The organism is Lacisediminihabitans sp. H27-G8 (genome assembly GCF_046156175.1).
GTDB lineage: Bacteria > Actinomycetota > Actinomycetes > Actinomycetales > Microbacteriaceae > Lacisediminihabitans.
The window spans coordinates 199,098-221,518 of the sequence record NZ_JAYLVL010000001.1; the positions used below are offsets into that span (position 1 = coordinate 199,098).

General features: G+C 68.0%; 22 protein-coding genes. 2 read left to right on the forward strand and 20 right to left on the reverse strand.

Going from position 1 to position 22,421, the window contains the following annotated elements:
- Nucleotides 1-84 precede the first annotated feature (84 nt).
- The 13 genes from lgt to fdhD all read right to left on the reverse strand — a co-directional run bounded on the left by lgt (nucleotide 85) and on the right by fdhD (nucleotide 12,108).
- Nucleotides 85-1,146, reverse strand: coding sequence for a prolipoprotein diacylglyceryl transferase (lgt, locus tag VLI63_RS00925; RefSeq protein ID WP_409155029.1), 1,062 nt, complete (start codon nucleotides 1,144-1,146; stop codon nucleotides 85-87).
- An 84-nt stretch (nucleotides 1,147-1,230) separates the two neighbouring features.
- Nucleotides 1,231-2,043 carry a tryptophan synthase subunit alpha gene (gene trpA / locus VLI63_RS00930; RefSeq protein ID WP_409155030.1) on the reverse strand — a complete coding sequence of 271 codons (813 nt, stop codon included), beginning with the start codon at nucleotides 2,041-2,043 and terminating at the stop codon, nucleotides 1,231-1,233.
- Nucleotides 2,040-3,302 (reverse strand): tryptophan synthase subunit beta, encoded by a 1,263-nt coding sequence (gene trpB, locus VLI63_RS00935; RefSeq protein ID WP_409155031.1) that lies wholly within the window; start codon nucleotides 3,300-3,302, stop codon nucleotides 2,040-2,042. The genes trpA and trpB overlap by 4 nt, the downstream gene beginning before the upstream one ends.
- Before the next feature lie 27 nt (nucleotides 3,303-3,329).
- Nucleotides 3,330-4,100, reverse strand: a complete 771-nt coding sequence (trpC, locus tag VLI63_RS00940; protein ID WP_409155032.1) for an indole-3-glycerol phosphate synthase TrpC — start codon at nucleotides 4,098-4,100, stop codon at nucleotides 3,330-3,332.
- Between the two features lie 5 nt (nucleotides 4,101-4,105).
- A complete protein-coding gene (locus VLI63_RS00945; protein WP_409155033.1) occupies nucleotides 4,106-4,336 on the reverse strand; it encodes a DUF6704 family protein in 231 nt (76 codons plus the stop codon).
- Between the two features lie 52 nt (nucleotides 4,337-4,388).
- Nucleotides 4,389-5,018: a Trp biosynthesis-associated membrane protein gene (locus VLI63_RS00950; RefSeq protein WP_409155034.1), complete on the reverse strand. Its 630-nt coding sequence runs from the start codon at nucleotides 5,016-5,018 to the stop codon at nucleotides 4,389-4,391.
- Between the two features lie 3 nt (nucleotides 5,019-5,021).
- Nucleotides 5,022-6,557 (reverse strand): anthranilate synthase component I, encoded by a 1,536-nt coding sequence (locus tag VLI63_RS00955; protein WP_409155035.1) that lies wholly within the window; start codon nucleotides 6,555-6,557, stop codon nucleotides 5,022-5,024.
- Nucleotides 6,550-6,942 (reverse strand): phosphoribosyl-AMP cyclohydrolase, encoded by a 393-nt coding sequence (gene hisI, locus VLI63_RS00960; protein ID WP_409155036.1) that lies wholly within the window; start codon nucleotides 6,940-6,942, stop codon nucleotides 6,550-6,552. Before hisI ends, VLI63_RS00955 begins: the two co-directional genes overlap by 8 nt.
- Before the next feature lie 50 nt (nucleotides 6,943-6,992).
- Nucleotides 6,993-7,757: an imidazole glycerol phosphate synthase subunit HisF gene (gene hisF / locus VLI63_RS00965; protein WP_409155037.1), complete on the reverse strand. Its 765-nt coding sequence runs from the start codon at nucleotides 7,755-7,757 to the stop codon at nucleotides 6,993-6,995.
- 2 nt (nucleotides 7,758-7,759) lie between these two features.
- Nucleotides 7,760-8,599: an ATP phosphoribosyltransferase gene (gene hisG, locus VLI63_RS00970; protein WP_409155038.1), complete on the reverse strand. Its 840-nt coding sequence runs from the start codon at nucleotides 8,597-8,599 to the stop codon at nucleotides 7,760-7,762.
- A 44-nt stretch (nucleotides 8,600-8,643) separates the two neighbouring features.
- Nucleotides 8,644-8,907, reverse strand: a complete 264-nt coding sequence (locus VLI63_RS00975; protein WP_185200648.1) for a phosphoribosyl-ATP diphosphatase — start codon at nucleotides 8,905-8,907, stop codon at nucleotides 8,644-8,646.
- Between the two features lie 10 nt (nucleotides 8,908-8,917).
- Complete coding sequence (locus VLI63_RS00980) at nucleotides 8,918-11,239, reverse strand: FdhF/YdeP family oxidoreductase (RefSeq protein ID WP_409155039.1); 2,322 nt, start codon at nucleotides 11,237-11,239, stop codon at nucleotides 8,918-8,920.
- Nucleotides 11,236-12,108: a formate dehydrogenase accessory sulfurtransferase FdhD gene (gene fdhD, locus VLI63_RS00985; RefSeq protein ID WP_409155040.1), complete on the reverse strand. Its 873-nt coding sequence runs from the start codon at nucleotides 12,106-12,108 to the stop codon at nucleotides 11,236-11,238. Before fdhD ends, VLI63_RS00980 begins: the two co-directional genes overlap by 4 nt.
- A 98-nt stretch (nucleotides 12,109-12,206) precedes the next feature.
- Between fdhD and VLI63_RS00990 the strand changes: the two genes are divergently transcribed.
- Nucleotides 12,207-13,127 carry an NTP transferase domain-containing protein gene (locus VLI63_RS00990; protein ID WP_409155041.1) on the forward strand — a complete coding sequence of 307 codons (921 nt, stop codon included), beginning with the start codon at nucleotides 12,207-12,209 and terminating at the stop codon, nucleotides 13,125-13,127.
- Nucleotides 13,124-14,308: a molybdopterin molybdotransferase MoeA gene (locus VLI63_RS00995; protein ID WP_409155042.1), complete on the forward strand. Its 1,185-nt coding sequence runs from the start codon at nucleotides 13,124-13,126 to the stop codon at nucleotides 14,306-14,308. Before VLI63_RS00990 ends, VLI63_RS00995 begins: the two co-directional genes overlap by 4 nt.
- A 72-nt stretch (nucleotides 14,309-14,380) precedes the next feature.
- On the opposite strand, the gene VLI63_RS01000 is transcribed toward VLI63_RS00995, so the two are convergent.
- The 7 genes from VLI63_RS01000 to coaBC are packed head-to-tail and all read right to left on the reverse strand — an operon-like array spanning nucleotide 14,381 to nucleotide 22,384.
- Nucleotides 14,381-14,755 carry an FKBP-type peptidyl-prolyl cis-trans isomerase gene (locus VLI63_RS01000; protein ID WP_185200653.1) on the reverse strand — a complete coding sequence of 125 codons (375 nt, stop codon included), beginning with the start codon at nucleotides 14,753-14,755 and terminating at the stop codon, nucleotides 14,381-14,383.
- 35 nt (nucleotides 14,756-14,790) lie between these two features.
- Nucleotides 14,791-15,453 carry a ribulose-phosphate 3-epimerase gene (rpe, locus tag VLI63_RS01005; RefSeq protein WP_354575418.1) on the reverse strand — a complete coding sequence of 221 codons (663 nt, stop codon included), beginning with the start codon at nucleotides 15,451-15,453 and terminating at the stop codon, nucleotides 14,791-14,793.
- Between the two features lie 52 nt (nucleotides 15,454-15,505).
- Nucleotides 15,506-16,936, reverse strand: a complete 1,431-nt coding sequence (locus tag VLI63_RS01010) for an RsmB/NOP family class I SAM-dependent RNA methyltransferase (RefSeq protein WP_409155043.1) — start codon at nucleotides 16,934-16,936, stop codon at nucleotides 15,506-15,508.
- A complete protein-coding gene (gene fmt / locus VLI63_RS01015) occupies nucleotides 16,933-17,853 on the reverse strand; it encodes a methionyl-tRNA formyltransferase (RefSeq protein ID WP_409155752.1) in 921 nt (306 codons plus the stop codon). The genes VLI63_RS01010 and fmt overlap by 4 nt, the downstream gene beginning before the upstream one ends.
- A gap of 35 nt (nucleotides 17,854-17,888) precedes the next feature.
- Nucleotides 17,889-19,910, reverse strand: a complete 2,022-nt coding sequence (locus tag VLI63_RS01020; RefSeq protein WP_409155044.1) for a primosomal protein N' — start codon at nucleotides 19,908-19,910, stop codon at nucleotides 17,889-17,891.
- A 20-nt stretch (nucleotides 19,911-19,930) separates the two neighbouring features.
- The gene (metK, locus tag VLI63_RS01025; RefSeq protein ID WP_409155045.1) at nucleotides 19,931-21,139 is read right to left on the reverse strand and encodes a methionine adenosyltransferase; all 1,209 of its coding nucleotides are present in this window, start codon (nucleotides 21,137-21,139) and stop codon (nucleotides 19,931-19,933) included.
- Nucleotides 21,140-21,193: 54 nt separating this feature from the next.
- Complete coding sequence (gene coaBC, locus VLI63_RS01030; protein WP_409155046.1) at nucleotides 21,194-22,384, reverse strand: bifunctional phosphopantothenoylcysteine decarboxylase/phosphopantothenate--cysteine ligase CoaBC; 1,191 nt, start codon at nucleotides 22,382-22,384, stop codon at nucleotides 21,194-21,196.
- Between the last annotated feature and the right edge of the window lie 37 nt (nucleotides 22,385-22,421).

The following is a 22,421-nucleotide window of genomic DNA, read 5'->3' on the forward strand; positions in this document are numbered from 1 at the left end:
GATTGCGATACTCAGACGCTGGGGTGCGGCGCCCGACCTTCGATGCCGTACTTCACGGCATTTTTCCGGTGAGACTTCAGGGTATTACGACTTCAGGCGGGTGCCGCTTGTGACGGACTTCCCCCTTGGTGCGGCGCCGCCCTGAGGAGCGGATGCCGTTGCCGATTCGGAGTGCGAGTTGCTGTCGAGATCGGCATCGTTGTCGGTCTCATCGTATTCCGAGTAGGTGTCCGCAGAGTCTACCGCAGGCGTCGGTGACCACTGCCGACCGGGCACATAGGCGCTCGGCTCGAGGCCGGGGTGACGACGCGATTGCACGACGAAGATGATGACACCGATGAGGATCGCCGCCCAGGCCGCCCAGATGTTCGTGCGCACCCCCAGGAAGATCAGGCTCGGGTCGATGCGGATCGACTCGAAGTAGCTGCGGCCGAGGCCGTACCAGATCAGGTAGATCGAGAGGGTCTTGCCCCACTGCAAGGTGAACTTCTTCGAGAGGTAGAGGATCACCAACACCCCCGCGACGTCCCAGATCACTTCGAAGAGGAAGGTCGGCTGGAAGAGCGTTCCCGCCGGAAGCCCCGCGGGGAAGGCCGGGTTCGACTTCTCGATCTCGAGGCCCCACCAGGCGTTCGTGGGCACGCCGTACAACTCGTGGTTGAAGTAGTTGCCGAACCGGCCGAAGGCCTGGGCGAGCAGGAGGCCGGGCGCGAGGGCATCCGCGAAGGTCCAGAACCGCACGCCGGTCATGCGGCAACCGATGTAGACACCGACCGCACCACCGATGAGCGATCCGAAGATCGCGATGCCACCCTCCCAGATGTAGAGGATGTGCAGCATCTTCTCGGCGGAGCCGAAATAGTCGTCCGGATGGGTGACGACGTGGAAGATGCGGGCGCCGATGATGCCGAGCGGCACCGCCCACAGCGCGATGTCGAGCACGACACCGGACTCCGCGCCGCGCGCTTTGAGACGCTGGTTGGTGAGAATGGTCGCGGCGATGATGCCGACGAGGATGCAGATGGCGTAGGTACGAATACTGAGATTCGGGGAGACGAAGGTCAGGCCGAGGCTGTTGAGCCATTCGCCGAGGTGGATCGCCTGCCAGGCTTCGCTCGGGCTGGGGATGCTCAGGGGAATAACCACTTTTCGAGGGTGCCTTTCGTACTGACGCTGGTGTGCTGCGTGAGTGTGGTGCTGGAGTCTCCGGCCTCGACCGCGGGGGAAGACCTAGCTAAGCGTACCGGTCGCGAGGTGCGCGGCTGTCGCGGCGACGGCGGACACACCACCATCGGCGAGAGCCTTCACCAGGGCGGAACCGACGATGGCCCCATCCGCGTACTGGATGACCTCGCGCACCTGCTCCGGGGAGGAGATGCCGAGACCGACGCAGGTGGAGGTCGCGCCTGCAGCACGGAGGCGGGCGACAAGGGTCTTCGCCGCGACATCCACGTCGCTGCGGGCGCCGGTGATCCCCATCGTCGACACGGCGTAGACGAAGCCCCTGCTGCGCTCGACGGCCTGCTCGAGTCGGGTCTCGGTGGAGGAGGGCGCTGCGAGGAACACACGGTCGAGTCCGGTGCGGCTGGATGCCGCCAGCCAGTCCCGTGCTTCGTCGGGAATCAGGTCGGGGGTGATCAGTCCGGCACCCCCGGCGGCGACGAGGTCGTCGGCGAACCGCTCGACGCCGTACTGCACCACGGGGTTCCAGTAGGTCATCAGCAGCACCGGCACATTCGTGCGCGCCGTGATCTCCGCGATCGCCTCGAATCCGTGGCGCAGTTTGAAACCGGAATTGATGGCCGTGAGAGTGGCGGCCTGGATGACCGGTCCATCCATCACCGGATCGGAGTACGGCAGGCCGAGTTCGATCACGTCGACCCCGTTCTCGGCCAGGGCGACAGCGGCCTCGATGCTCGTCCGCAGGTCGGGGAATCCCACGGGGAGGTAACCCACCAGCGCGCCGCTTCCGGCCGCCTTCCGCGCGGCGATGACCGCTTCGACGGTGCTCACGCCGGCGGGACTCGCGGTCGCGGTGCTCACGCGTTGTCCCCGGTCGAGCCGGCCTGCATGGCCAGCTCCCCCGCGGCCTCGGCCGTGAGCGCCTCGGTGTCGAGGATGTCGAAGTACTTGCCGGCGGTCTCCATGTCTTTGTCCCCGCGACCACTCAGGTTCACCAGGATCGTCGCATCGGGGCCGAGCTCCAGCCCGAGCTTGATCGTGCCGGCGAGGGCATGCGCCGACTCGATGGCCGGAATGATCCCCTCGGTCATGGAGAGCAGCCGCATCGCCGACATCGCCTCGTCGTCGGTGATCGGCAGGTATGACGCGCGACCGATGTCGTTGAGCCAGGAGTGTTCCGGTCCGACGCCCGGGTAGTCGAGGCCGGCGGAGATCGAATGGGACTCGACGGTCTGGCCGTCCTCGTCCTGCAGGAGGTAGGTGCGGGTGCCGTGCAGCACTCCGGGGCGACCGCGGGTGATGGTTGCGGCGTGCCGTTCGGTGAGGTGGCCCTCTCCGGCAGCCTCGTAGCCGTACAGGGCGACGCCGGGGTCGTCGAGGAAGGCGTGGAAGATCCCCATCGCGTTGGAGCCCCCGCCGACGCAGGCGGTGACGGCATCCGGAAGCGCGCCGGTGAGCTCGAGCACCTGGGCCCTGGCCTCTTCGCCGATGATCTTGTGGAAGTCGCGCACCATGACGGGGAAGGGATGCGGCCCCGCGACGGTACCGAGCAGGTAGTGGGTGTTCTCGACGTTGGCGACCCAGTCGCGCAGTGCCTCGTTGATGGCGTCCTTCAGCGTGCGGGAGCCCGCGGTCACCGGGATGACCTCGGCGCCGAGCAGGCGCATCCGTGCGACGTTGAGCGCCTGGCGCTCGGTGTCCACCTCACCCATGTAGACGACGCAGTCCATGCCGAACAGCGCGGCCGCCGTCGCGGTCGCGACCCCGTGCTGGCCGGCGCCGGTCTCCGCGATCAGGCGGGTCTTGCCGAGCCGACGGGCGAGGAGAGCCTGCCCGAGCACATTGTTGATCTTGTGCGAGCCGGTGTGGTTGAGGTCTTCGCGCTTGAGGATGATCCGCGCGCCGCCCGCGTGGGCTCCGAAACGGGGCGCCTCGGTGATGATGGAGGGGCGACCGGTGTAGGTGCGGTGGAGCTCGGCCAGCTCCTCCTGGAACAACGGGTCGGTCTTTGCAGCCGTGTAGGCGGCATCCAACTCGTCGAGAGCCGCGATGAGCGATTCCGGGACGAAACGCCCGCCATACTCGCCGAAATACGGGCCGAGTTCATCACGCAGTGCCATGGATCTATAACCCTTGCTCGAGATTGACTAGTTACCGAGGAATTCTGCCAGTGTTCGCACCGGATCTCCTGTGACCAGCGCTTCGCCCACGAGCACGACGTCTGCACCGGCTTCCCGGTAGTGGGCGACATCCGCTGCGGACTTCACCGCGGACTCGGCGACCCGGATCACACCGGAGGGGATCTGCCCGGCCAGCGTGCCGAAGAGGTTCTGGTCGAGCTCGAAGGTGGAGAGGTCTCGCGCGTTGACCCCGACGAGGCCGGCACCGATGTCGAGCGCCCGGGATACCTCGTCGGCACTGTGGGTCTCCACCAGCACGGCCATGCCGAGCTGGCGGGTGAGATCGAACAGTTCCGTGAGCGTCACCTGGTCGAGCGCCGCGACGATCAGCAGCACCATGTCCGCTCCCGCTGCGCGGGCTTCGAACACCTGATAGGGCTCGGCGATGAAATCCTTGCGAAGAACGGGCACCGTCACCGCGGCCCGCACCGCCTCGAGATCGGCGAGGGAACCGCCGAACTTGCGTCCCTCGGTGAGCACACTGATCGCGCTAGCCCCTCCGGTCTCATAGGACACGGCGAGAGCGGCGGGGTCGGGGATGTCGGCGAGGGAACCACGGGACGGGCTTGCCCGCTTCACCTCGGCGATGATGCGAACGCGGGATGCCGGGGCGAGCGCCGCGAGGGCATCGATCGCCGCTGGGCGGGCGAGGGCGGCGGCTTCGACTTCGGCGAGGGTGCGCAGGGCACGACGCTCCGAAGCATCTTGGACGGCCCCGGAAACGAGATCGGCGAGCACCTGAGTCAGTGGCCCTTCGGGGTGTATTTGGCGCCGTAGACGCCGTACCCCATGCGCTTCATCACGAAACCGACGATGATGCCGACGAGGAGGAGACCTACAGAGGCCCAGACCATGAACTGCACGTTGAAGAAGAACGCGATCGTGCCGATGCTGAATGCGACAAGCATGATGATCACGGCAGTCCAGGCAGCCGGGGAATTGCCTTCGCCCGGCTCGGGGAATTCGTCGCTCACAGGTCTCCTTCGTGGGTGTTCAGCACACAGTCTATCGCGAGGGGCGATGCCTCTACCGCGAGGTCGGGTCGCTTCCGCCGCTCAGCGTGTCCCAGTCCGAGACGGCGTGCGCCGCGGCATCCTCCGGCCCGGAATCGTCGCTTCCGGTGGCCGCTTCGGGATCCTCGAGAACGACGGGCTGGCGATAACGCCCCGATGATCCGGGCCAGCGCCGGCCGGTCACCAGCACGACCACTCCGAGCATTGCCGTGAGGATGCCGACGGCGATGGCGATCCCGGGGTAGGCGGACTGCGACACCGCCGTGACGAGTGCGGCGATCGACTTCGAGCCGCCGACGCCGGTGACCGCGGAGATGGCAGCCTCCGACGCGTGCACCGGATTCGACACCGCGAGGATCGCGGAGAGGGTGACGGTGAACCCGATGACGACCTGCAGCACACCGAGCACGACCCGGAAGAAGGGGCCGGAGATGGCGAGAGCTGCCACGAGGGCGAGGCTGGCGAGGGCGAGGGCGATGAGCGCCGGGGCCGCGACATCGCCGGTTACGCTGAGCACGGGATGGCCGGTGGCCGTCTCGCGCAGGGTGAGCGAGAACCATTCACCGGTCCAGGTGAGCAGGGTGAGACCGCTCAGCACGATCGCCGCGAGCAGCGTGGTGTTCTTCAGCCGACGGGGTGTCATGGGCTACTGCACCCGCCGCATCGCGTTGGCGATGGCGACCGCCCGAAGCGGGGCGGCAGCCTTGTTCTGGGACTCGAGGTATTCGCTCTGCGGATCGGAATCCGCGACGAGGCCGGCGCCGGCCTGCACCCGCGCGATCCCTCCCGAAATCGTGGTGGTGCGGATGGCGATGGCGAGATCGAGATCACCCGCGAATCCGAAGTAGCCGACCACTCCCCCGTACAGCCCGCGCTGGGCGACCTCGAGCTCGTCGATGATCTCCAGTGCCCGCGGCTTCGGCGCACCGGACAGCGTGCCGGCCGGGAAGGTCGCACGGAACACGTCGATCGAATTCGCCGCCGGCCTCAGGTCGCCCTCGACGGAGGACACGAGATGCATGATGTGACTGAAACGCTCGACCTGCATGAATTCACTCACCTCGACGGTGCCCGGGATGCAGACCTTGAGCAGGTCATTGCGCGCGAGGTCGACCAGCATCAGGTGCTCCGCCCGTTCCTTCGGGTCGGCGAGCAGTTCGTCCGCGAGGGCGAGATCCTCTTCCGGTCCGATCCCCCGCGGGCGGGATCCGGCGATGGGGTGCATGTACACCCGCGAGTTCTCCACCTTCACGAGCGCCTCCGGGGAGGAACCCACGATGGAATAGGGCTCACCCTCCGCCGTCACCAGGGACAACAGGTACATGTAGGGACTCGGGTTGAGGGTGCGCAGCACCCGGTAGACATCGATCGGGTCGGCGGTGATCTCGTGGTCGAAGCGCTGGGAGATCACGACCTGGAAGACATCTCCGTCGCGGATGAATCGCTTCGACTTCTCGATCGCCTCATGGAAGACCGGGGCATCGATGCGCGGCACAGCTGCCGCCGGTGTCGACAGGTCGACTTCCGCCAGCCAGGCCTCCGCGGGCTGCGCGATCCCGGCCTGCATTCGATCGAGCCGGGACTGGGCGACGGACCACAGCTCGTCGCCGGCATCCACCCCGTCGTTCAGCACCGTGGCGATGAGCAGCACCGTGCCGGTGCGGTGATCGACGACCACGAGTTCTGAAACAAAGCTCAGTGCCTGCCCGGGGAAATCGAAATCGGCCGGGGGCCGGTTGGGCAGACGCTCGATCTGACGGATCGCCTCCCACCCGATGAAGCCGACGAGGCCACCCGTGAGGGGAGGATGACCAGGAACGTGGGGGGTCCCCCACCGTTCGTAGAGGTGCGCGAGAGCCGCGAGCGGACCCCTGGGGCAGTCACTACCGAGTGCGCGCTCGGCCGACAGCCCGTAGTCGAGCCAGACCGCGACATCCTCCCCTGACTCATCGATGGACTGGGTGAGCACTCCGAAACTGGACACCCCGATGAAGGAGAACCGCGACCAGATGCCACCCTGCTCGGCCGATTCGAGCAGGAAGCTGCCCGGTTCGCCCTTCGCGAGCTTGCGGTAGATGCCCACCGGCGTCTCGCCGTCGGCGAAGAGCTCGCGGATCACCGGCACGACACGATGACCGTCGAGCAGCGATTCGAACTGTTCGCGGCTGGTGGTTTCACTCATGCGCAGCACCTTCCGTCGCTTCAAGCACCAGCGGGTGAAGGGGATCGACATCGAAGCAGGCGTGCGCTCCCGTGTGGCAGGCGGCCCCCACCTGCTCCACCTGCACCAGCAGGGTGTCGGAGTCACAGTCGAGAGCGGCGCCCCGCACATACTGCCGGTGGCCCGAGGTGTCCCCCTTGCGCCAATACTCCTGGCGCGAACGCGACCAGAAGGTCACGCGCCCCTCGGTCAGCGTGCGGCGCAGCGCTTCCGCATCCATGTAGCCCAGCATGAGCACCTCGCGGCTGTCCCATTGCTGGATGATCGCGGGCAGCAGGCCATTGCTGTCGAAACTCGCTCTGGCGAGCACGGCGTCGATCGAGGGGTCGAGAGGCGCGGCGCCCATCGATGCGCTCTCCCTTGATGCTGTGTCAATCGGTGGAGTGTCCATAGGGCTCAATTCCTCACCAGGATGCCGGCCTCGGCGAGTCCCTGCTTCACGTCGCCGACGGTCAATTCTCCGTTGTGGAAGACGGATGCCGCGAGCACGGCATCCGCGCCGGCCGCGATCGCCGGTGCGAAGTGTTCGATCGACCCGGCTCCGCCGCTGGCGATCACGGGCACGCGGCTGATCTCACGCATGGCGGCGATCAGCGGGAGGTCGAAGCCGTTCTTCGTGCCATCCGCGTCGATGGAGTTCACCAGCAACTCACCGGCACCCCGTTCGATCGCCTCGATCGCCCACGTCAGCGCGTCGATGTCGGTCTCGGTGCGGCCACCGTGAGTGGTGACCACCCATCCACTCGCCCCGCGCGCGGAACGCTTCACGTCGAGGGAGAGAACAAGGGCCTGGGCTCCGAAGCGGTCGGCGATCTCGCCGAGAAGCGCCGGACGCGCGATCGCAGCGCTGTTCACGCCGATCTTGTCCGCCCCGTGACCCTGAAGGCGAGCGACGTCGTCGACGGTCCGCACCCCTCCGCCCACTGTCAGCGGGATGAAGACCTGCTCGGCCGTCGCCTGCACGACGTCGTACATCGTCGCGCGGTCGTCGACAGTGGCGGTGACGTCGAGGAAGGTGATCTCGTCGGCACCCTGCTCGTAGTAGCGGCGCGCGAGCTCGACGGGATCGCCGGCGTCACGCAGGTCGAGGAAGTTGACGCCCTTGACGACCCGGCCGGCCGCGACATCAAGACACGGGATCACACGAACCGCGACAGGCACGGTCAGATCCGGGCCGCGTGGATGGGGCTGACCAGGATGGCGCGCGCTCCGAGCTCGTAGAGCCGGTCCATGACCTGGTTGGTATCTTCGCGCGGCACCATCACCCGCACCGCGACCCACTCGCGATCCCGCAACGGCGAGACCGTCGGGGACTCGAGACCCGGGGTGATGGCCGAGGCCGCTTCGATCAGGGCGACGGGGAGGTCGTAGTCCATCAGGACGTACTGGCGGGCGACGAGCACGCCCTGCAGGCGGCGCTGGAGCGTGGTGATCCCGGCCATCCCGCTCTTCGCGCTGATCAGCACGGCGGAGGATTCGAGGATGACCGGACCGAAGATCTCCAGACCCTGGGCACGCAGTGTCGAACCGGTCGAGACGACGTCCGCGACGGCATCAGCGACCCCGAGCTTCACGGCCGATTCGACCGCGCCGTCTAGCTTGACGAGGACGGCGTTCACACCCTGGCGGGAGAGGAAGTCGCCGACCAGTCCGGGGTAGCTGGTCGCGACCCGCACCCCCTCGAGGTCCTCGAGGGTCGAGAAACGCCCGGCCGTCCCGGCGAAGCGAAAGGTGGATGCCCCGAAGTCGAGGCTGGCGATCTCTACAGCGGTCGACCCGGAGTCGAGAAGCAGGTCGCGTCCGGTGATCCCGACATCGAGTGCGCCGGATCCGACGTAGGTGGCGATGTCACGGGGACGCAGGAAGAAGAACTCGACGTCGTTTCGGGGGTCGGACAGGTTGAGCGCGCGCGGATCGCGACGGCCGGCGTATCCGGCTTCGGACAGCATCTCGGCGGCGGTCTCGCTCAGGGAGCCCTTGTTGGGCACTGCGATTCGCAACATGGTGGTCTCTTCAGGTGAGGGTGGCGGTGGAGGGAGGGCAGGACTCACAGATGTCGGTAGACATCCGCCGTGGTCAGGCCCTTCGAGATCATGAGCACCTGAAGGTGGTAGATCAGCTGGGAGATCTCCTCCGCCGTCTCGTCGAGAGACTGGAATTCCGCCGCCATCCACACCTCGGCGGCTTCTTCGACGATCTTCTTGCCGATGGCGTGCACTCCGGCGTCGAGCTCGGCAACGGTGCCCGAACCCTCGGGGCGCGACACCGACTTCTCGCTGAGCTCAGCAAACAGGTCGTCGAACGATTTCACACCTGCAAGGCTACCGGGTGCTGGCGGATGCCACGGGCTCGAGCCGCACGATGACGGCCTTCGACACCGGGGTGTTGCTGCCGATCGCCGCACTGGCCAGCGGAACCAGCACGTTGGCCTCGGGAAAGTACGCGGCCGCACAACCCTTCGCGGTCGGGTAGGACACGACCCGGTAGTTGCGAAGATACCGGTCGGGCTCCCCCGCCCACTCGCTGACGATATCCACCCGCTGGCCATCCTCGAGCCCCAGTTCGGTGAGGTCTTCGGAGTTGACGAACACGACATCCCGGCCGTTCTTGATGCCGCGATAGCGGTCGTTCAGGCTGTAGATGGTGGTGTTGAACTGGTCGTGCGAACGGAGCGTCTGCAGGATGAGTCGGCCTTCCGGGCGCTCGAGCGGCTCGAGCGCGTTGACCGTGATCATGGCCTTGCCGGTCTCGGTGTCGAAGCTGCGGGTGTCCCGCGGCCCGTTCGGCAGGATGAATCCGCTCGAGCGACGGACTTTCTCATTGAAGTCTTCGAAGCCCGGCACCACCCGGGAGATGTGCTCACGGATGAGGTCGTAGTCCGCCTCCATCCCGTTCCAGTCGATCGGTCCGGAGTCGCCGAGCGCAGCGACCGCCATCCGGGTGACGATCGACACCTCGGACAGCAAGCCCGGCGCGACGGGAGGCACGCTCCCATGGGTGGCGTGCACCGCGCACACCGTGTCTTCGACGGAGAGGAATTGCGGTCCGGACTTCTGCAGGTCGAACTCGGTGCGGCCGAGGGTCGGCAGGATCAGCGCCTCCGACCCGATCACCGCGTGAGACCGATTGAGTTTGGTCGACACCTGCACCGTGAGATCGCACCCCCGCATCGCAGCCTCGGTCGCCTCGGTGTCGGACAGTGCCGCGACGAAGTTGCCGCCGAGCGCGAAGAAGACAGAGACCTCTCCCTTCTGCATCGCGGCGATCGACTTCAGCGCATCCATCCCGTGCGGCCGCGGGGGTGAGAATCCGAACTCCGCCTCGATCGCATCGAGGAATGCCGGCGTCACCTGCTCCCAGATGCCCATGGTGCGGTCCCCCTGCACATTGCTGTGGCCGCGGATGGGGGATGCCCCGGCACCGGGCTTGCCGATGTTTCCGCGCAGCAGCAGCAGGTTGATGACCTCTTTGAGAGTGGCGACGGAGTTGCGATGCTGGGTCAGCCCCATCGCCCAGGAGATGATCACCCGGTCGGAGGCGAGATAGCGTTCGGCGAGTTCGTCGATCTCAACGGCGTCGAGCCCGGTCGCCGCGAGGACCTCCGCCTCATCCAGCCCGGCGAGATGCGCGGTGAATTCGGCCAGGCCGGAGCTGTGCTTCGCGAGGAAGTCGTGGTCGAGCACCGTGCCCGGGTTCGCCGCCTCGGCGTCCAGCACGCGCTTCGACAGGGCCTGCAGCAGTGCCATGTCCCCTCCCGATCGGATCTGCAGGAATTGGTCGGCGAGAGTGGTACCCCGACCAACGATTCCGCGCACCTTCTGAGGGTTCTTGTAGCGCATGAGCCCGGCCTCTGGCAGCGGGTTCACCGCAACGATCTTCGCGCCGTTCTTCTTCGCATCCTCCAGGGCGGTGAGCATCCGCGGATGATTCGTGCCCGGATTCTGGCCGAGGATGATGATCAGGTCGGCGCGTTCGAAATCGTCGTAGGCGATCGTCGACTTGCCGATCCCGATCACCTCGCCGAGAGCGAGGCTCGTCGACTCGTGGCACATGTTCGAGCAGTCCGGCAGATTGTTGGTTCCATAGGCGCGCGCGAAGAGCTGGTAGACGAATGCCGTTTCGTTGGCGGTGCGCCCGCTCGTGTAGAACACGGCCTTGTCGGGGGAATCGAGTCCCCGCAGCCGCTCGCCGAGCAGGGAGAATGCCTTGTCCCACGAGATCGGCTCGTAGTGATCGGATCCCGCCGGCTTGTAGACGGGTTCGGTGAGTCGCCCCTGCATCCCGAGCCAATACTCCGATTTGGTCAGAAGGTCCGACACGGAGTTCTCCGCCCAGAAGCTGGTGGGAACGGTCACCGGAGTCGCCTCCCAGGTGACAGCGCGGGCGCCGTTCTCGCAGAATTCGAGCGCCTTGCGCTTGTCTGGATCCGGCCAGGCGCAACTCATGCAGTCGAACCCGTCTTTCTGGTTCATCGAAGTCATGAGCTTCGCGGTGCGCGTGAGGCCGAGTTGCACGATGGCCGGCTCCATCGAGTGGTAGATCGCGGGGAGCCCGACGGCCCAGTCCTCGGGAGGGGAGACCTCGAGATCCGGATAGTCGTGGCCCGGGTTCAGGGATTCCTTGGACTCTGTCTTCTTCGTCATTTCGCTGCTACCGTCTCATCGAGTTTCGTGGCTGGGGTGTCGGTGCCGAGCCTGTGCTCGCCGCTGTAAACGACCATTGACCGTCCTCGCAGGAAGCCGACGACGGTCATCCCCACCTCGCTCGCGAGCTCGACGGCGAGGGATGACGGCGCAGACACCGCGGCAAGCACCGGGATCCCCGCCATCGACGCCTTCTGCGTGAGTTCGAAACTCGCTCGCCCGGAGACCATCAGCACCATGCCTCGCAGCGGCAAGAGGTTCTGGGTGAGCGCCCAACCCACCACCTTGTCGACCGCATTGTGCCGACCGACGTCTTCGCGGAGCACCAGCATCTCGCCGGTGACACCGTCGAACAGCGCCGCCGCATGAAGCCCCCCGGTCTTGTCGAAGACATCCTGCCCGGCGCGCAGGCGGTCGGGGAACGTCGCGAGCAGCTCGGCATCCACCACGAGAGCGTCCTCGGAGACGGCGAAGGCCGAGAGGGTTCTCACGGCATCGATGCTCGCCTTCCCGCACAGGCCACAGGAGCTGGTGGTGTAGAAATTGCGTTCGAGGCTGGGATCTGGCGCCGGAACGCCCTCACCGAGCGTGACATCCAGCACGTTGTAGGTGTTCTCGCGGTCGACTGTCGCCCCCGCGCAGTAGCGGGCTGCGGCGAAGTGGTCTCCGTTCGAGACGACCCCTTCGGACACGAGGAATCCCGCCGCCAGGTCGAAATCGTGCCCGGGGGTACGCATGGTGATGGCGAGTGCCTTGCCTCCCACCCGGATCTCCAGAGGCTCCTCGACGGCGAGCACATCTTCGCGCCGCACCGCCCCCTCTCCCACCGTGATGCGTGTGACCCTGCGCCTGACCGTGATTCTGCCCATACTCTCGAGTATCCACCCGTCTGCCGGACGCGCTGTGATCCACACGGGAATTGCAGGTACCGACCGAGCCGCGGTGCCTGCGACCTAGAGTTGAACGCATGATCTTCGACGCCATCGTGCTCGCCGGTGGGCGGGCATCCCGACTGGACGGCGTCTCGAAACCAGAGTTGGAGGTCGACGGCAGGTCCTTGCTCTCCCGCGCCCTCGACGCGGCATCCGGTGCCCGCCACAGCGTCGTCGTCGGCACGCCCTCGGTAGTGCCGGCCGGTGTCCTCGTCACCCGGGAAGATCCGGCCTACGGCGGGCCGGCCGCGGCGATCGGAGCCGGCATACTGGCCCTCGGCCCGGAATCGCCGGGCCCAGAATCTCGTCGCGCGGCTTCCCCCGACTACCTGCTGGTGCTCGCGAGCGACCTGCCGAACAGCGCGAAGGCCGTGGCCGAATTGCTCACTCACGCCTCCGAAGGCACGGATGGTGTGCTCGCGATCGACTCCGGAGGTCGCCGTCAACCCCTGCTCGGCCTGTACCGGTACGGGCCGCTCAGCGCGGCGGTGCACGGGCGGGACCTCACCGGCCTCTCGGTTCGCGCCCTGCTCGCCTCGCTCGATCTCGCCGAGATCCCGATGCCGGAGGGGTCGACCGACGACATCGACACGTGGGCGGATGCCGCGGGCTTCGGCATCCCGCAGCCCGCGGCGACAGCGCGACCCACCACAACGAAAGGACAGCCCATGAGCGACCGGGACGATGAGGCGATGCGCGTTGCACTGTCAGAGTGGAGCGATCGACTCACCGAGGCGCTCGGCCTCGAAGCGGTGGATGTCGACATCGACGCCGTACTCGCCCTCGCCGGAACCGCCGCCCACGCGGTCTTGCGCCCGGCAGCGCCACTCACGACCTACCTGGTCGGCTACGCCGCCGGGATCGCCGCAGCCTCGACGGGGCCGGCGGGCGCGACCGCCGCCTTCGGCCAGGCAGTGGCGATAGCGACGCAGCTCGCGAAATCCGAGAAACGGTGATCGGAGGCCTCCCCGGTGCGCAGCCCGGACCCCCGCTCGCCCATGACTGGCATGCGGCACGCCTCGTCGCGGCGGCCGCGGCATCCGTGCTCCCCTCCGAGACGGTGCCGCTAGAGGACGGAATCGGGCGCATTCTCACCAGGGACCTTCTGGCGTTGAGCGATGTGCCGCACTATTCCTCCTCGGCGATGGACGGCTGGGCGGTCAGCGGCGCCGGTCCGTGGCACCTCACCAGCGAATCGAGGCTCGAACCCGGATTCGCGGCGGCGATCGTCACCGGCGGCCTGGTGCCGCCGGGCGCCGATGCCGTGCTCCGCAGCGAGAGCGGCACCATCGCCGGCGCGGTGCTCCAGTCGACCTCCTCCAGCGGCGAACCCCATCCCGGCCAGCACATCCGGGTCCCGGGGCGCGAGGCCCGCTGCGGCGAGATCGTCGTTTCGGCAGGGACCCTGCTCAATCCGGCACACGTCGCGCTGGCCGCGGGATGCGGGCACGACGACCTCGATGTGATCCGACGCCCGCGGGTGCTCCTCCTTCTCACGGGCGACGAGGTCGACGAGCACGGAATCCCCGGTCCGGGGCGCGTGCGCGACAGTTTCGGTCCGCAGCTGCCCGGCGTGCTGGGGATGCTGGGCGCCGCGGTCGTTTCACAGCGGCGCGTGCGCGATGACTTCGCCGCGACCGTGGAGGCGCTTCAGGGGCACTCCGGTTCCGTCGACCTCATCGTCACCACCGGCGGCACCGGCGACTCCGCGTCCGATCACCTGCGTTCCGCCCTGCGGTTCCTCGACGCCGAGTTCCTGGTGCACCGGGTCGCCATGCGCCCGGGAGGACCGACGATGCTCGCCCGGATGCCCGACGGCCGCCTGGTCGTGGGTCTTCCGGGCAACCCGCTTGCCGCGATGATGGGCTTCCTCACCCTCGCGGTACCGCTCCTGGCCGGATTCCACGGGCGCGTCTCCGAGGTCGGCCGCGTGGTGTCTGCGGACCCCCTCGAGGGTCGCGGCGCCTCGAGCATCCTCGTGCCATTCCGAATCGTGGACGGACGGGGCGTGGCAAACCCATGGCTCGGCTCCGGCATGATGCGAGGGCTCGCGGATGCCGAGGGGGTACTCGTCGTCCCCCCGGGTGGCGCCGGCGCCGGCGAGCAGGTCGAGACCGTCGCGCTGCCCTGGCAGTGACGGGCGGCCGGCTGCCCCATCGCGCCGGGGGCATCCGCCCTGCCCGCTAGGCAGGGCGGGATGCCAAAGGGTCTAGCTGACGCCGAGCAGGTCGATCACGAAGATCAGAGTGCGGCCGGAGAGCCGGTGGCCGGACCCCGCTGCGCCGTAAGCGAGGGCGGGAGGCACGATCAGCTGGCGGCGACCGCCGACCTTCATGCCGGGGATGCCCTCCTGCCAGCCGGCGATGAGGGAGCGCAGCGGAAAGTCCACGGACTGTCCGCGGCTCCAGGAGGAGTCGAACTCCTCACCGGATTCGAAGTCGACGCCGAGGTAGTGCACGTCGACCTTGTCGCCGGTCTTGGCCTCGTCCCCGGTACCGACCTCGATGTCGATGGACACCAGTTCGGCGGGCGCGTCACCCTCGTAGAACTCGATTTCTGGCTTGGTCTTGTTGAACTCAGTCATGGGTCAATTCAAGCAGAGTCGGCGAGCCCGCCCGTTCAGTGGGAGTGTGCGGACGCTGCCGCTCGCAGGAGCGCGATCTGTTCGACCGGCTCCCCCACGTTGAACACACTCGAGCCGGCGACGAAGGTATCGGCTCCGGCCTCCGCGGCGATCTCGATCGTGCTCACGGTGATCCCGCCATCCACCTGCAGCCAGACGTCGAGACCGGATGCCGCCACGGCGGCGCGAAGCGCGACGAGTTTCGGCATCGTCTCGCCCATGAACGACTGCCCGCCGAAGCCCGGCTCGACGGTCATCACGAGCACCTGGTCGAACTCGGGCAGCAGCTCGAGATAGGGCTCGATCGCTGTGCCGGGCTTGACCGCGATCCCGGCCCGGGCGCCGATGGCGCGCAGGCGCCGCGCGAGGCCGACGGCATCCGCCGCAGCCTCGGCATGGAAGGTGACCGAGTAGGCACCCACCTCGGCGTAGCCTGGAGCCCAGCGGTCGGGGTCGTCGATCATCAGGTGGATGTCGAGCGGCAGGGGCGAGACCCGTTGCAGGGATTCCACCATGCGTGGTCCGAAGGTGAGATTCGGCACGAAATGGTTGTCCATGACGTCGACGTGCACCAGGTCGGCAGTCGCGATACGACCGAGCTCGTGCTCGAGGTTCGCGAAGTCAGCGGTCAGGATGCTCGGATTGATTCGTACAGTCACCTGCGTCAGCCTAGACGGCGCGCTGTGGCGCCGGGGATCTCCGCGAGGCGCTTCACGGCTCGACGGGTGCGGCCTTTTCCAGCAGACAGATGAACATGGCGTCCGTGCCGTGTCGATGGGGCCAGAGTTGCACGTGCCCGTCGTCCGCGGAGTCGCCCAGGTCGAGTTCGCGCTTGGTGACAGCCGCGAGCACCGCGACGGTGTCGATTCGAGAGACGCCGGGGCTGCGGCGCAGAACCGTCTCCACCACGACCTTCGTCTCGGCCAGGTGCGGAGAGCAGGTGACGTAGGCGAGGATCCCGCCGGGTTTCAGAGCGGCGAGCCCGGACTCGAGAAGCCCGATCTGCAGCCCGGTGAGGTCCGCGACATCGCTCGGCTGCTTGCGCCAGCGCGCTTCCGGGCGGCGACGGAGCGCACCGAGCCCGGTGCAGGGAGCGTCGAGCAGGATGCGGTCGAACTGCTGCGGCATCCGGTCGCCGAACAGCGTGCCATCCTGCACCAGCACCTGCGGAGGATCGGGGAACACGGCAAGCGCCTTGCGCACCAGCTCCGCGCGCGCGGGCGTGATCTCGTTCGCGACGAGAATCGCCCCGCCCTCACGGGCTTCGGCGGCCAGAAGTGCGGCCTTGCCTCCCGGCCCCGCGCACAGGTCGAGCCAGCGCTCGCCGGTGACCACCGGACGGGCACGGCTGAGCGCGAGGGCTGCGAGTTGCGATCCCTCGTCTTGCACGCGGGCGCGCCCCTCGTGCACCGCCGGCCAGAGGGCGGGGTCTCCCCCGTCACTCACCGCTGCGAGAGGCGAGTATTTCGCCTTCTGGGTTCCCCTGATCTCGGAGATGGTCGCGAGTCCCGGCAGCGCGACCAACGACACGCGCGGAGCGAAGTTGTCGGCGATCAGCAGGTCTTCCAGCTCATCCTCCCGGCCCTCCGCCGCAAGCGCCTGGCGGAACGCGCGCACGATCCAGAGCGGATGAGAGTGCTCGAGCGAAAGTCGTTCGTCGTCATTGCGCGGCTTCGCCATCACCCGGTCGTGCCAGGCCGAAGGCTCGCTTCGTGTGATGGTGCGCAAGACTCCGTTGACGAAGCCGGCGGCCGACCGGGATCCGACCTCCTTGGCGAGGGAGACGGCCTCATCCACCGCAGCATGCTGCGCCACGCGCATCGACAGCAGCTGGTGCGTTCCGAGCCGAAGCACATCGAGAATGGGCGAATCTATCTCCTCGGTCGAGCGCCCGGCGGCGAGCTCGATCACCGCGTCGTAGTATCCCTGCTGGCGCAGCGTGCCGTAGGTGAGCTCTGTCGCGAGGGCGGCATCCTGCGGGTTCAGTCGAGCACGCTCGAGCTTCACCGGCAGCAGGAGGTTGGCGTAGGCATCCGTCTCGCGCACCGCCATGATCACGTCGAGGGCGATTCGCCGGGCGGGCTGCACGCGGGACGGGGGTTCGGGCGTGCGGGTGCCGCGAGCCGGGCGACGGTCGCTCATCGCGCCACCGTTCCGGCTCCGGCCGGCCGGCCGCGCCACCAGTCGGCAGCCCTCATCGGCTTCTTCCCGGCCGGATGCACCGACACCAGCTCGAGCGGGTCGCTCGCGGTGCCCACCAGCACCCGTCCGTCGCGGAGTTCGAGCTGACCGGGGGCAAGGGGCGGCTGATCGCGCACGATCGCCGCCTCGAGGACCTTGACGCGCACATCGTCGACCTGGGTGAATGCCCCGGGCTCCGGAGTGACCCCGCGCAGGCGATCGAACACGGTGGAGGCATGCTCGGCGAAGTCCAGCCGGGCGTCGGCGAGCTCGAGTTTAGGCGCGAGAGTCACGTCTCCGCGCTGGGGCTCGGCCCGCGCGATGCCGTCTGCGATCGCATCAACCACCCGCACCAGCAGCTCCGCGCCGCTCACCGCCAGCGAGTCGAGCAGGTGCCCGGCTGTCTCGTGGGCGCCTATCGCCTGGGTGAATTGGCCGAACACGTCACCGGCATCGAGTTCGGGCACCAGCTGAAAGACGGAGGCGCCGGTCATCTCATCTCCGGCGATGATCGCCCGTTGCACCGGCGCCGCTCCGCGCCACCGCGGCAGCAGCGAGAAGTGCAGGTTGATCCATCCGAGCCGAGGCACGGAGAGCAGCGGCTCGCGAACGAGACCGCCGTAGGCGACGATCACTCCGAGGTCGGGTCGCAGCGCAGTGATCTCCGCGGTCGCCGGTCCCGCAAGCCGGTTGGCCCGGATGATCGGCAGACCGAGTTCCCCGGCGGCAGAGGCGACCGCGGTCGGGGTGAGTTCGCGACGACGCCCCCGGGGCGAGTCATCACGGGTCAGCACGGCGGCGACATCGTGGCGACTCGCCGTGAGGGCCTGAAGGCTCGGCACAGCGGCCGCCGGGCTTCCGGCGAAGACGATGACCAGATCGGACATGGAGGAACTCGTTCGTTGAAGGGTGGCTACTCTGAGCTGTCGAAGGACAGTGCGTCGTCGAAACGCACTCTCAGTGTAGGCAGGGCGACCCTCCCCGTCGCGCCGCCGGCGCGCTTGCGGCGGGACGTCGCCGCCCGGATCACCTCCGCGCGGAGTCCAGAGGCGACGGCAGCGCCCTCGCCGTAATCGAATCGCACGATGGCCCGGACACCGCCGTCCGGCGTTTCCACCGGGCCGAGCACATCCACCCGGTCGATGTCGTGGATGGCGTCGACCGCGGCCTGCACCGTCTCCGGGGTTCCGGTGACGGTAGCCACCCGAACCGCGGGAGGGAACCGGAGAGTGCGCCGGTCACCGAGTTCGGACCGGAGGTAGTCCGCACGCCTCCAGGTCGCGAGGGCGGACGCCAGTGCCCCGCCCACACCCACCAGCACCGTCGTCGCCCCCGGTGCCGCAAGGGCGATCGCGTTCGCCCACCAGCGGAGGCAATCCTCACCGACCCGCAGGCTCTCCCGCGCCACCATCCGCTCGCCATCGAGCAGCAGGACCGCCCGGTAGCCGCCGGCGGCGATCGGTTCGGCTCCGCGGGTGGCGATGACGAGAGCGGGCTCGGCGTCGACGGAGAGGATCGGTCGGTCCCCGTCGGCGATGATGATCCGGACGCCGGGAAAGGCGCGGCCGAGATCCTCGGCGGTACGCCCCGTCCCCTGCCCGACCATTCGGAATGCCGTGCCCGCACAGTTCGCGCAGCTCCAGTCCGTGGCGAGTTTCCCACACCAGGAACACGAGGGGGTGGAGCGAGCCGTCTTGAGGCGCAGCGGGCCCTCGCAGCGCTGGCAACGGGCGGTATTGCCGCAGCTCGCACAGGCGAGGCGCGGGGCGTAACCGGGGCGGGCCACTTGCACGAGCACTGGTCCGTGTTCGAGCGCGGCCCGCGCCTCCCGCCAGGCGGAGGAGGGAATGCGAGCCTGTGCGGCCAGGCGATCCTGGGACTGCTGCTGCGCCGTGGGAAGCACCTTCGGTGGAACCGCACGAACGGCGGTGAGCTCGTCGAGCCAACCCACCTCGACCAGCCGCTCCACCTCGGTGCTGCGCGCATGGGAGAGGAAGAAGAGCGCGGAGCCCTGTAACTCCTGCCGCACCAGGGCGATGTCGCGAGCATGGACGTAGGGACTCAGCGGCTCGTTGTGAAGCGGATCGCCCTCGTCCCAGACGGCCATCAGACCGAGTCTTGCCGCCGGGGCGTACAGCACCGAACGGTTGCCGACGATGGCGAGCGGCGTGTCACCGAGGCAGGCCAGCAGCGCGCGATAACGATCGGGGTTGGACTGCCGGGCATCCAGATGCACGATCCGGTCTGCGGGCAGCACCGCCCGCAGTGCGGTCACCAGTTGCTCCTGGTCCCGGTAGTCGGGCACGGCGAGGATCGCGGATCCGCCTGCCGCCAGCGCCCGCGTGGCGCTGGCGGCCATCGTGGTCGCCCAGTATCCCACCCAGCGCGGTGCCCCGCCTCCGACTGCGGGCACTTCGACCACCCGGGGCACGGCATCCACCGCGAGGCGTCCGCCCGTGGCGAGCGCGAGATCGATTCGGTCGGTATCGAAGCCCGGCACAGGTAGGGCCACTACGGCACCGGATGGCTCGGCTTCGGCTTCGGCTTCGGCTTCGAGCAGCCAGGCCTTCTCGACGCGCACCTGCCTCTTCGGCACGGCGAGCCTCACGATGTCGCTTGCGCTCCCCGCGGCACGGTCGGCGAGGCGGCGGGCGAGCATCCATACCTCCGGCGACAAGACCCTCGCGGTGGAGACCACTGCCTCCAACTCACTCAGCGTGCCGGCGAACTCCCCCGCCCCCGTCACCTCCACGATGAATCCGTCGGCGATGCGTCCCATCGAGCGCAGGGGAACCCGCACCCGCACGCCGGGTCGAGCCTCCGCGACCATCGCGGCCGGGATGCTGTAGTCGAAGAGCCTGTCGAGTTGCGGCAACGGCGAGTCGATGAGCACCCGCGCGACCCGCGGGGTGTTCACGCCCGGCACCTCGTCCACGGCGAGGACGGTGCCCGCTTCTACAGGCCGGCCAGGCTGCGCAGAGCGTCGACCCGGTCCAGCTTCTCCCACGTGAATTCGGGCAGTTCGCGCCCGAAATGGCCGTAGGTCGAGGTGGCGGCGTAGATGGGGCGGAGCAGGTCGAGATCCCGGATGATCGCGGCCGGCCGCAGGTCGAAGACCTGGCGGATCGCCTCGATGATCGTTGCCTCGTCGACATGGGCGGTGCCGAAGGATTCGACGTACAGTCCCACCGGCGCGGCCTTGCCGATGGCGTAGGCGACCTGCACCTCGAGGCGGTCGGCGAGACCAGCGGCGACGACGTTCTTCGCCACCCACCGCATGGCGTAAGCCGCCGAGCGGTCGACCTTCGAGGGGTCCTTACCGCTGAAGGCGCCCCCGCCGTGCCTGCTCGCTCCCCCGTACGTGTCCACGATGATCTTGCGCCCGGTGAGTCCGGCGTCGCCCTGCGGCCCCCCGATCTCGAACCGACCGGTGGGATTGATCAGCACGCGAGCGTCCAGGCTGTCGAGTCCTGCCCGCTCGAGTACCGGTCGGATGACGAGCTCCTCGATCTCCGCACGCAACATCTCGGTGCTGACCTTGGGCGAATGCTGTGTGGAGAGCACGACGGTCTCGACGGTGCGCGGAACGATTCCGTCGTACCCGACGGTCACCTGGGTCTTACCGTCCGGGCGGAGGTAGTCGACCATGCCGGACTTGCGCACCTCGGCGAGACGCTCGGCGAGGCGGTGGGCAAGCCAGATGGGCACGGGCATGAATTCGGGTGTCTCGGTGGTCGCGTAGCCGAACATGATGCCCTGGTCCCCCGCACCCTGCCGGTCGAGGTCGTCGATGCTCGACTCCTCGCGGCTCTCGAAGGCGTCATCGACGCCCTGCGCGATGTCGGGCGACTGGCCACCGATCGACACGGAGACGCCGCAGGACCGACCGTCGAACCAGACATCGGACGAGTTGTAGCCGATGTTCCAGATGCGGTCCCGCACGATCGAGGGGATGTCGACGTAGCCGGAGGTGGTGACCTCGCCGGCGACATGCACGAGGCCGGTGGTCACGAGGGTTTCGACCGCGACGCGGCTGTTCGGATCCACCGTCAGCAGGGCGTCGAGGATGCTGTCCGAGATCTGGTCGCAGATCTTGTCGGGGTGGCCCTCCGTCACCGATTCGGAGGTGAACAGGCGGAGTGGCGTTGTGGATGCTGCGCTCATGGTGTTCCCAGCGTGGAGGTCGTTCGGGGGGCGAGTGACGGCCTCGGGCCGAGATCAGGCGAAGCGCGCGACGACGGCATCGAGGATGCGATCGGCCACCGTCTGCTTGCTCCCGGAGGCCTCCATCACTATATCTCCGCGCCTGTCGAGAACGACGACGGTATTGCCGTCTGTGCCGAAACCCTCAGTCCAGCCGACCCTGTTGAGGACGAGAAGGTCGCTGCCCTTCCTCGCGATCTTCGCCCGGCCGAGCGCGAGCAGCGCTTCCCGGTCCTGCTCCGTCTCCGCCGCGAAACCGACGATGATCTGCCCGGGAGCCCGGGTCTCGGCCAACCCCGCGAGAATGTCGGGATTCTTCACCAGTTCGAGAGTGAGCCGGTCACCGGCGATCTCTTTCTTGATCTTCGCCTCGGCCACGGATTCGGGACGATAGTCCGCCACCGCCGCAGCCATGATCACCACATCGACGTCGGGGGCGGCAGCCTGCACCGCGGCCGCGAGCTCCAGCGTCGAACCGACGTGCACCACCCGCATGGACGCGGGCGTCTGCACCTCGAGGTTCGCTCCGACGAGAGTCACTTCCGCACCGCGCGCAACTGCGGCGAGGGCGAGGGCGAGTCCCTGCTTCCCGCTCGACCGGTTACCGAGGTAGCGCACCGGGTCGAGCGCCTCCCGGGTTCCTCCCGCGGAGACGAGGATGCGCCGGCCCACGAGATCCTTCGGCTCCAGCACGGCGAGGGCCGCCCGCACGATCTCGTCGGGCTCCTCGAGACGACCGGGCCCGGAGTCGGCGCCGGTGAGTTGACCGACGGCGGGCCCGACGACGGTCACGCCCCGCGAGCGGAGCACGCCGATGTTGTGCACGGTCGCCGGATGCTGCCACATCTCGGTGTGCATCGCCGGAGCGATGACCACGGGCGCGCGACTCGCGAGCACAGTGTTACCGAGCAGGTCGTCGGCGAGACCCGTGGCGAGTTTCGCGATGGTGTTGGCGGTCGCCGGGGCGATCACGATGAGGTCGGCGGCCTGTCCGATCGCCACGTGCCGAACCTCGGCCACACCCTCGTAGAGGTCGGTGTGCACGATGTTCCGGCTGATGGCCTCGAGCGTCGGCTTTCCGACGAAGCGCAGTGCCGCATCGGTTGCGACGACGTGCACATCGTGACCCGCGAGAACCAGCCCACGGATGACGTTCACCGCTTTATAGGCGGCAATGCCACCGGTGACACCGACGACGATATTCACCTGGCCACCCCTCCGACAGGTTCGAGCACCAGAAGAG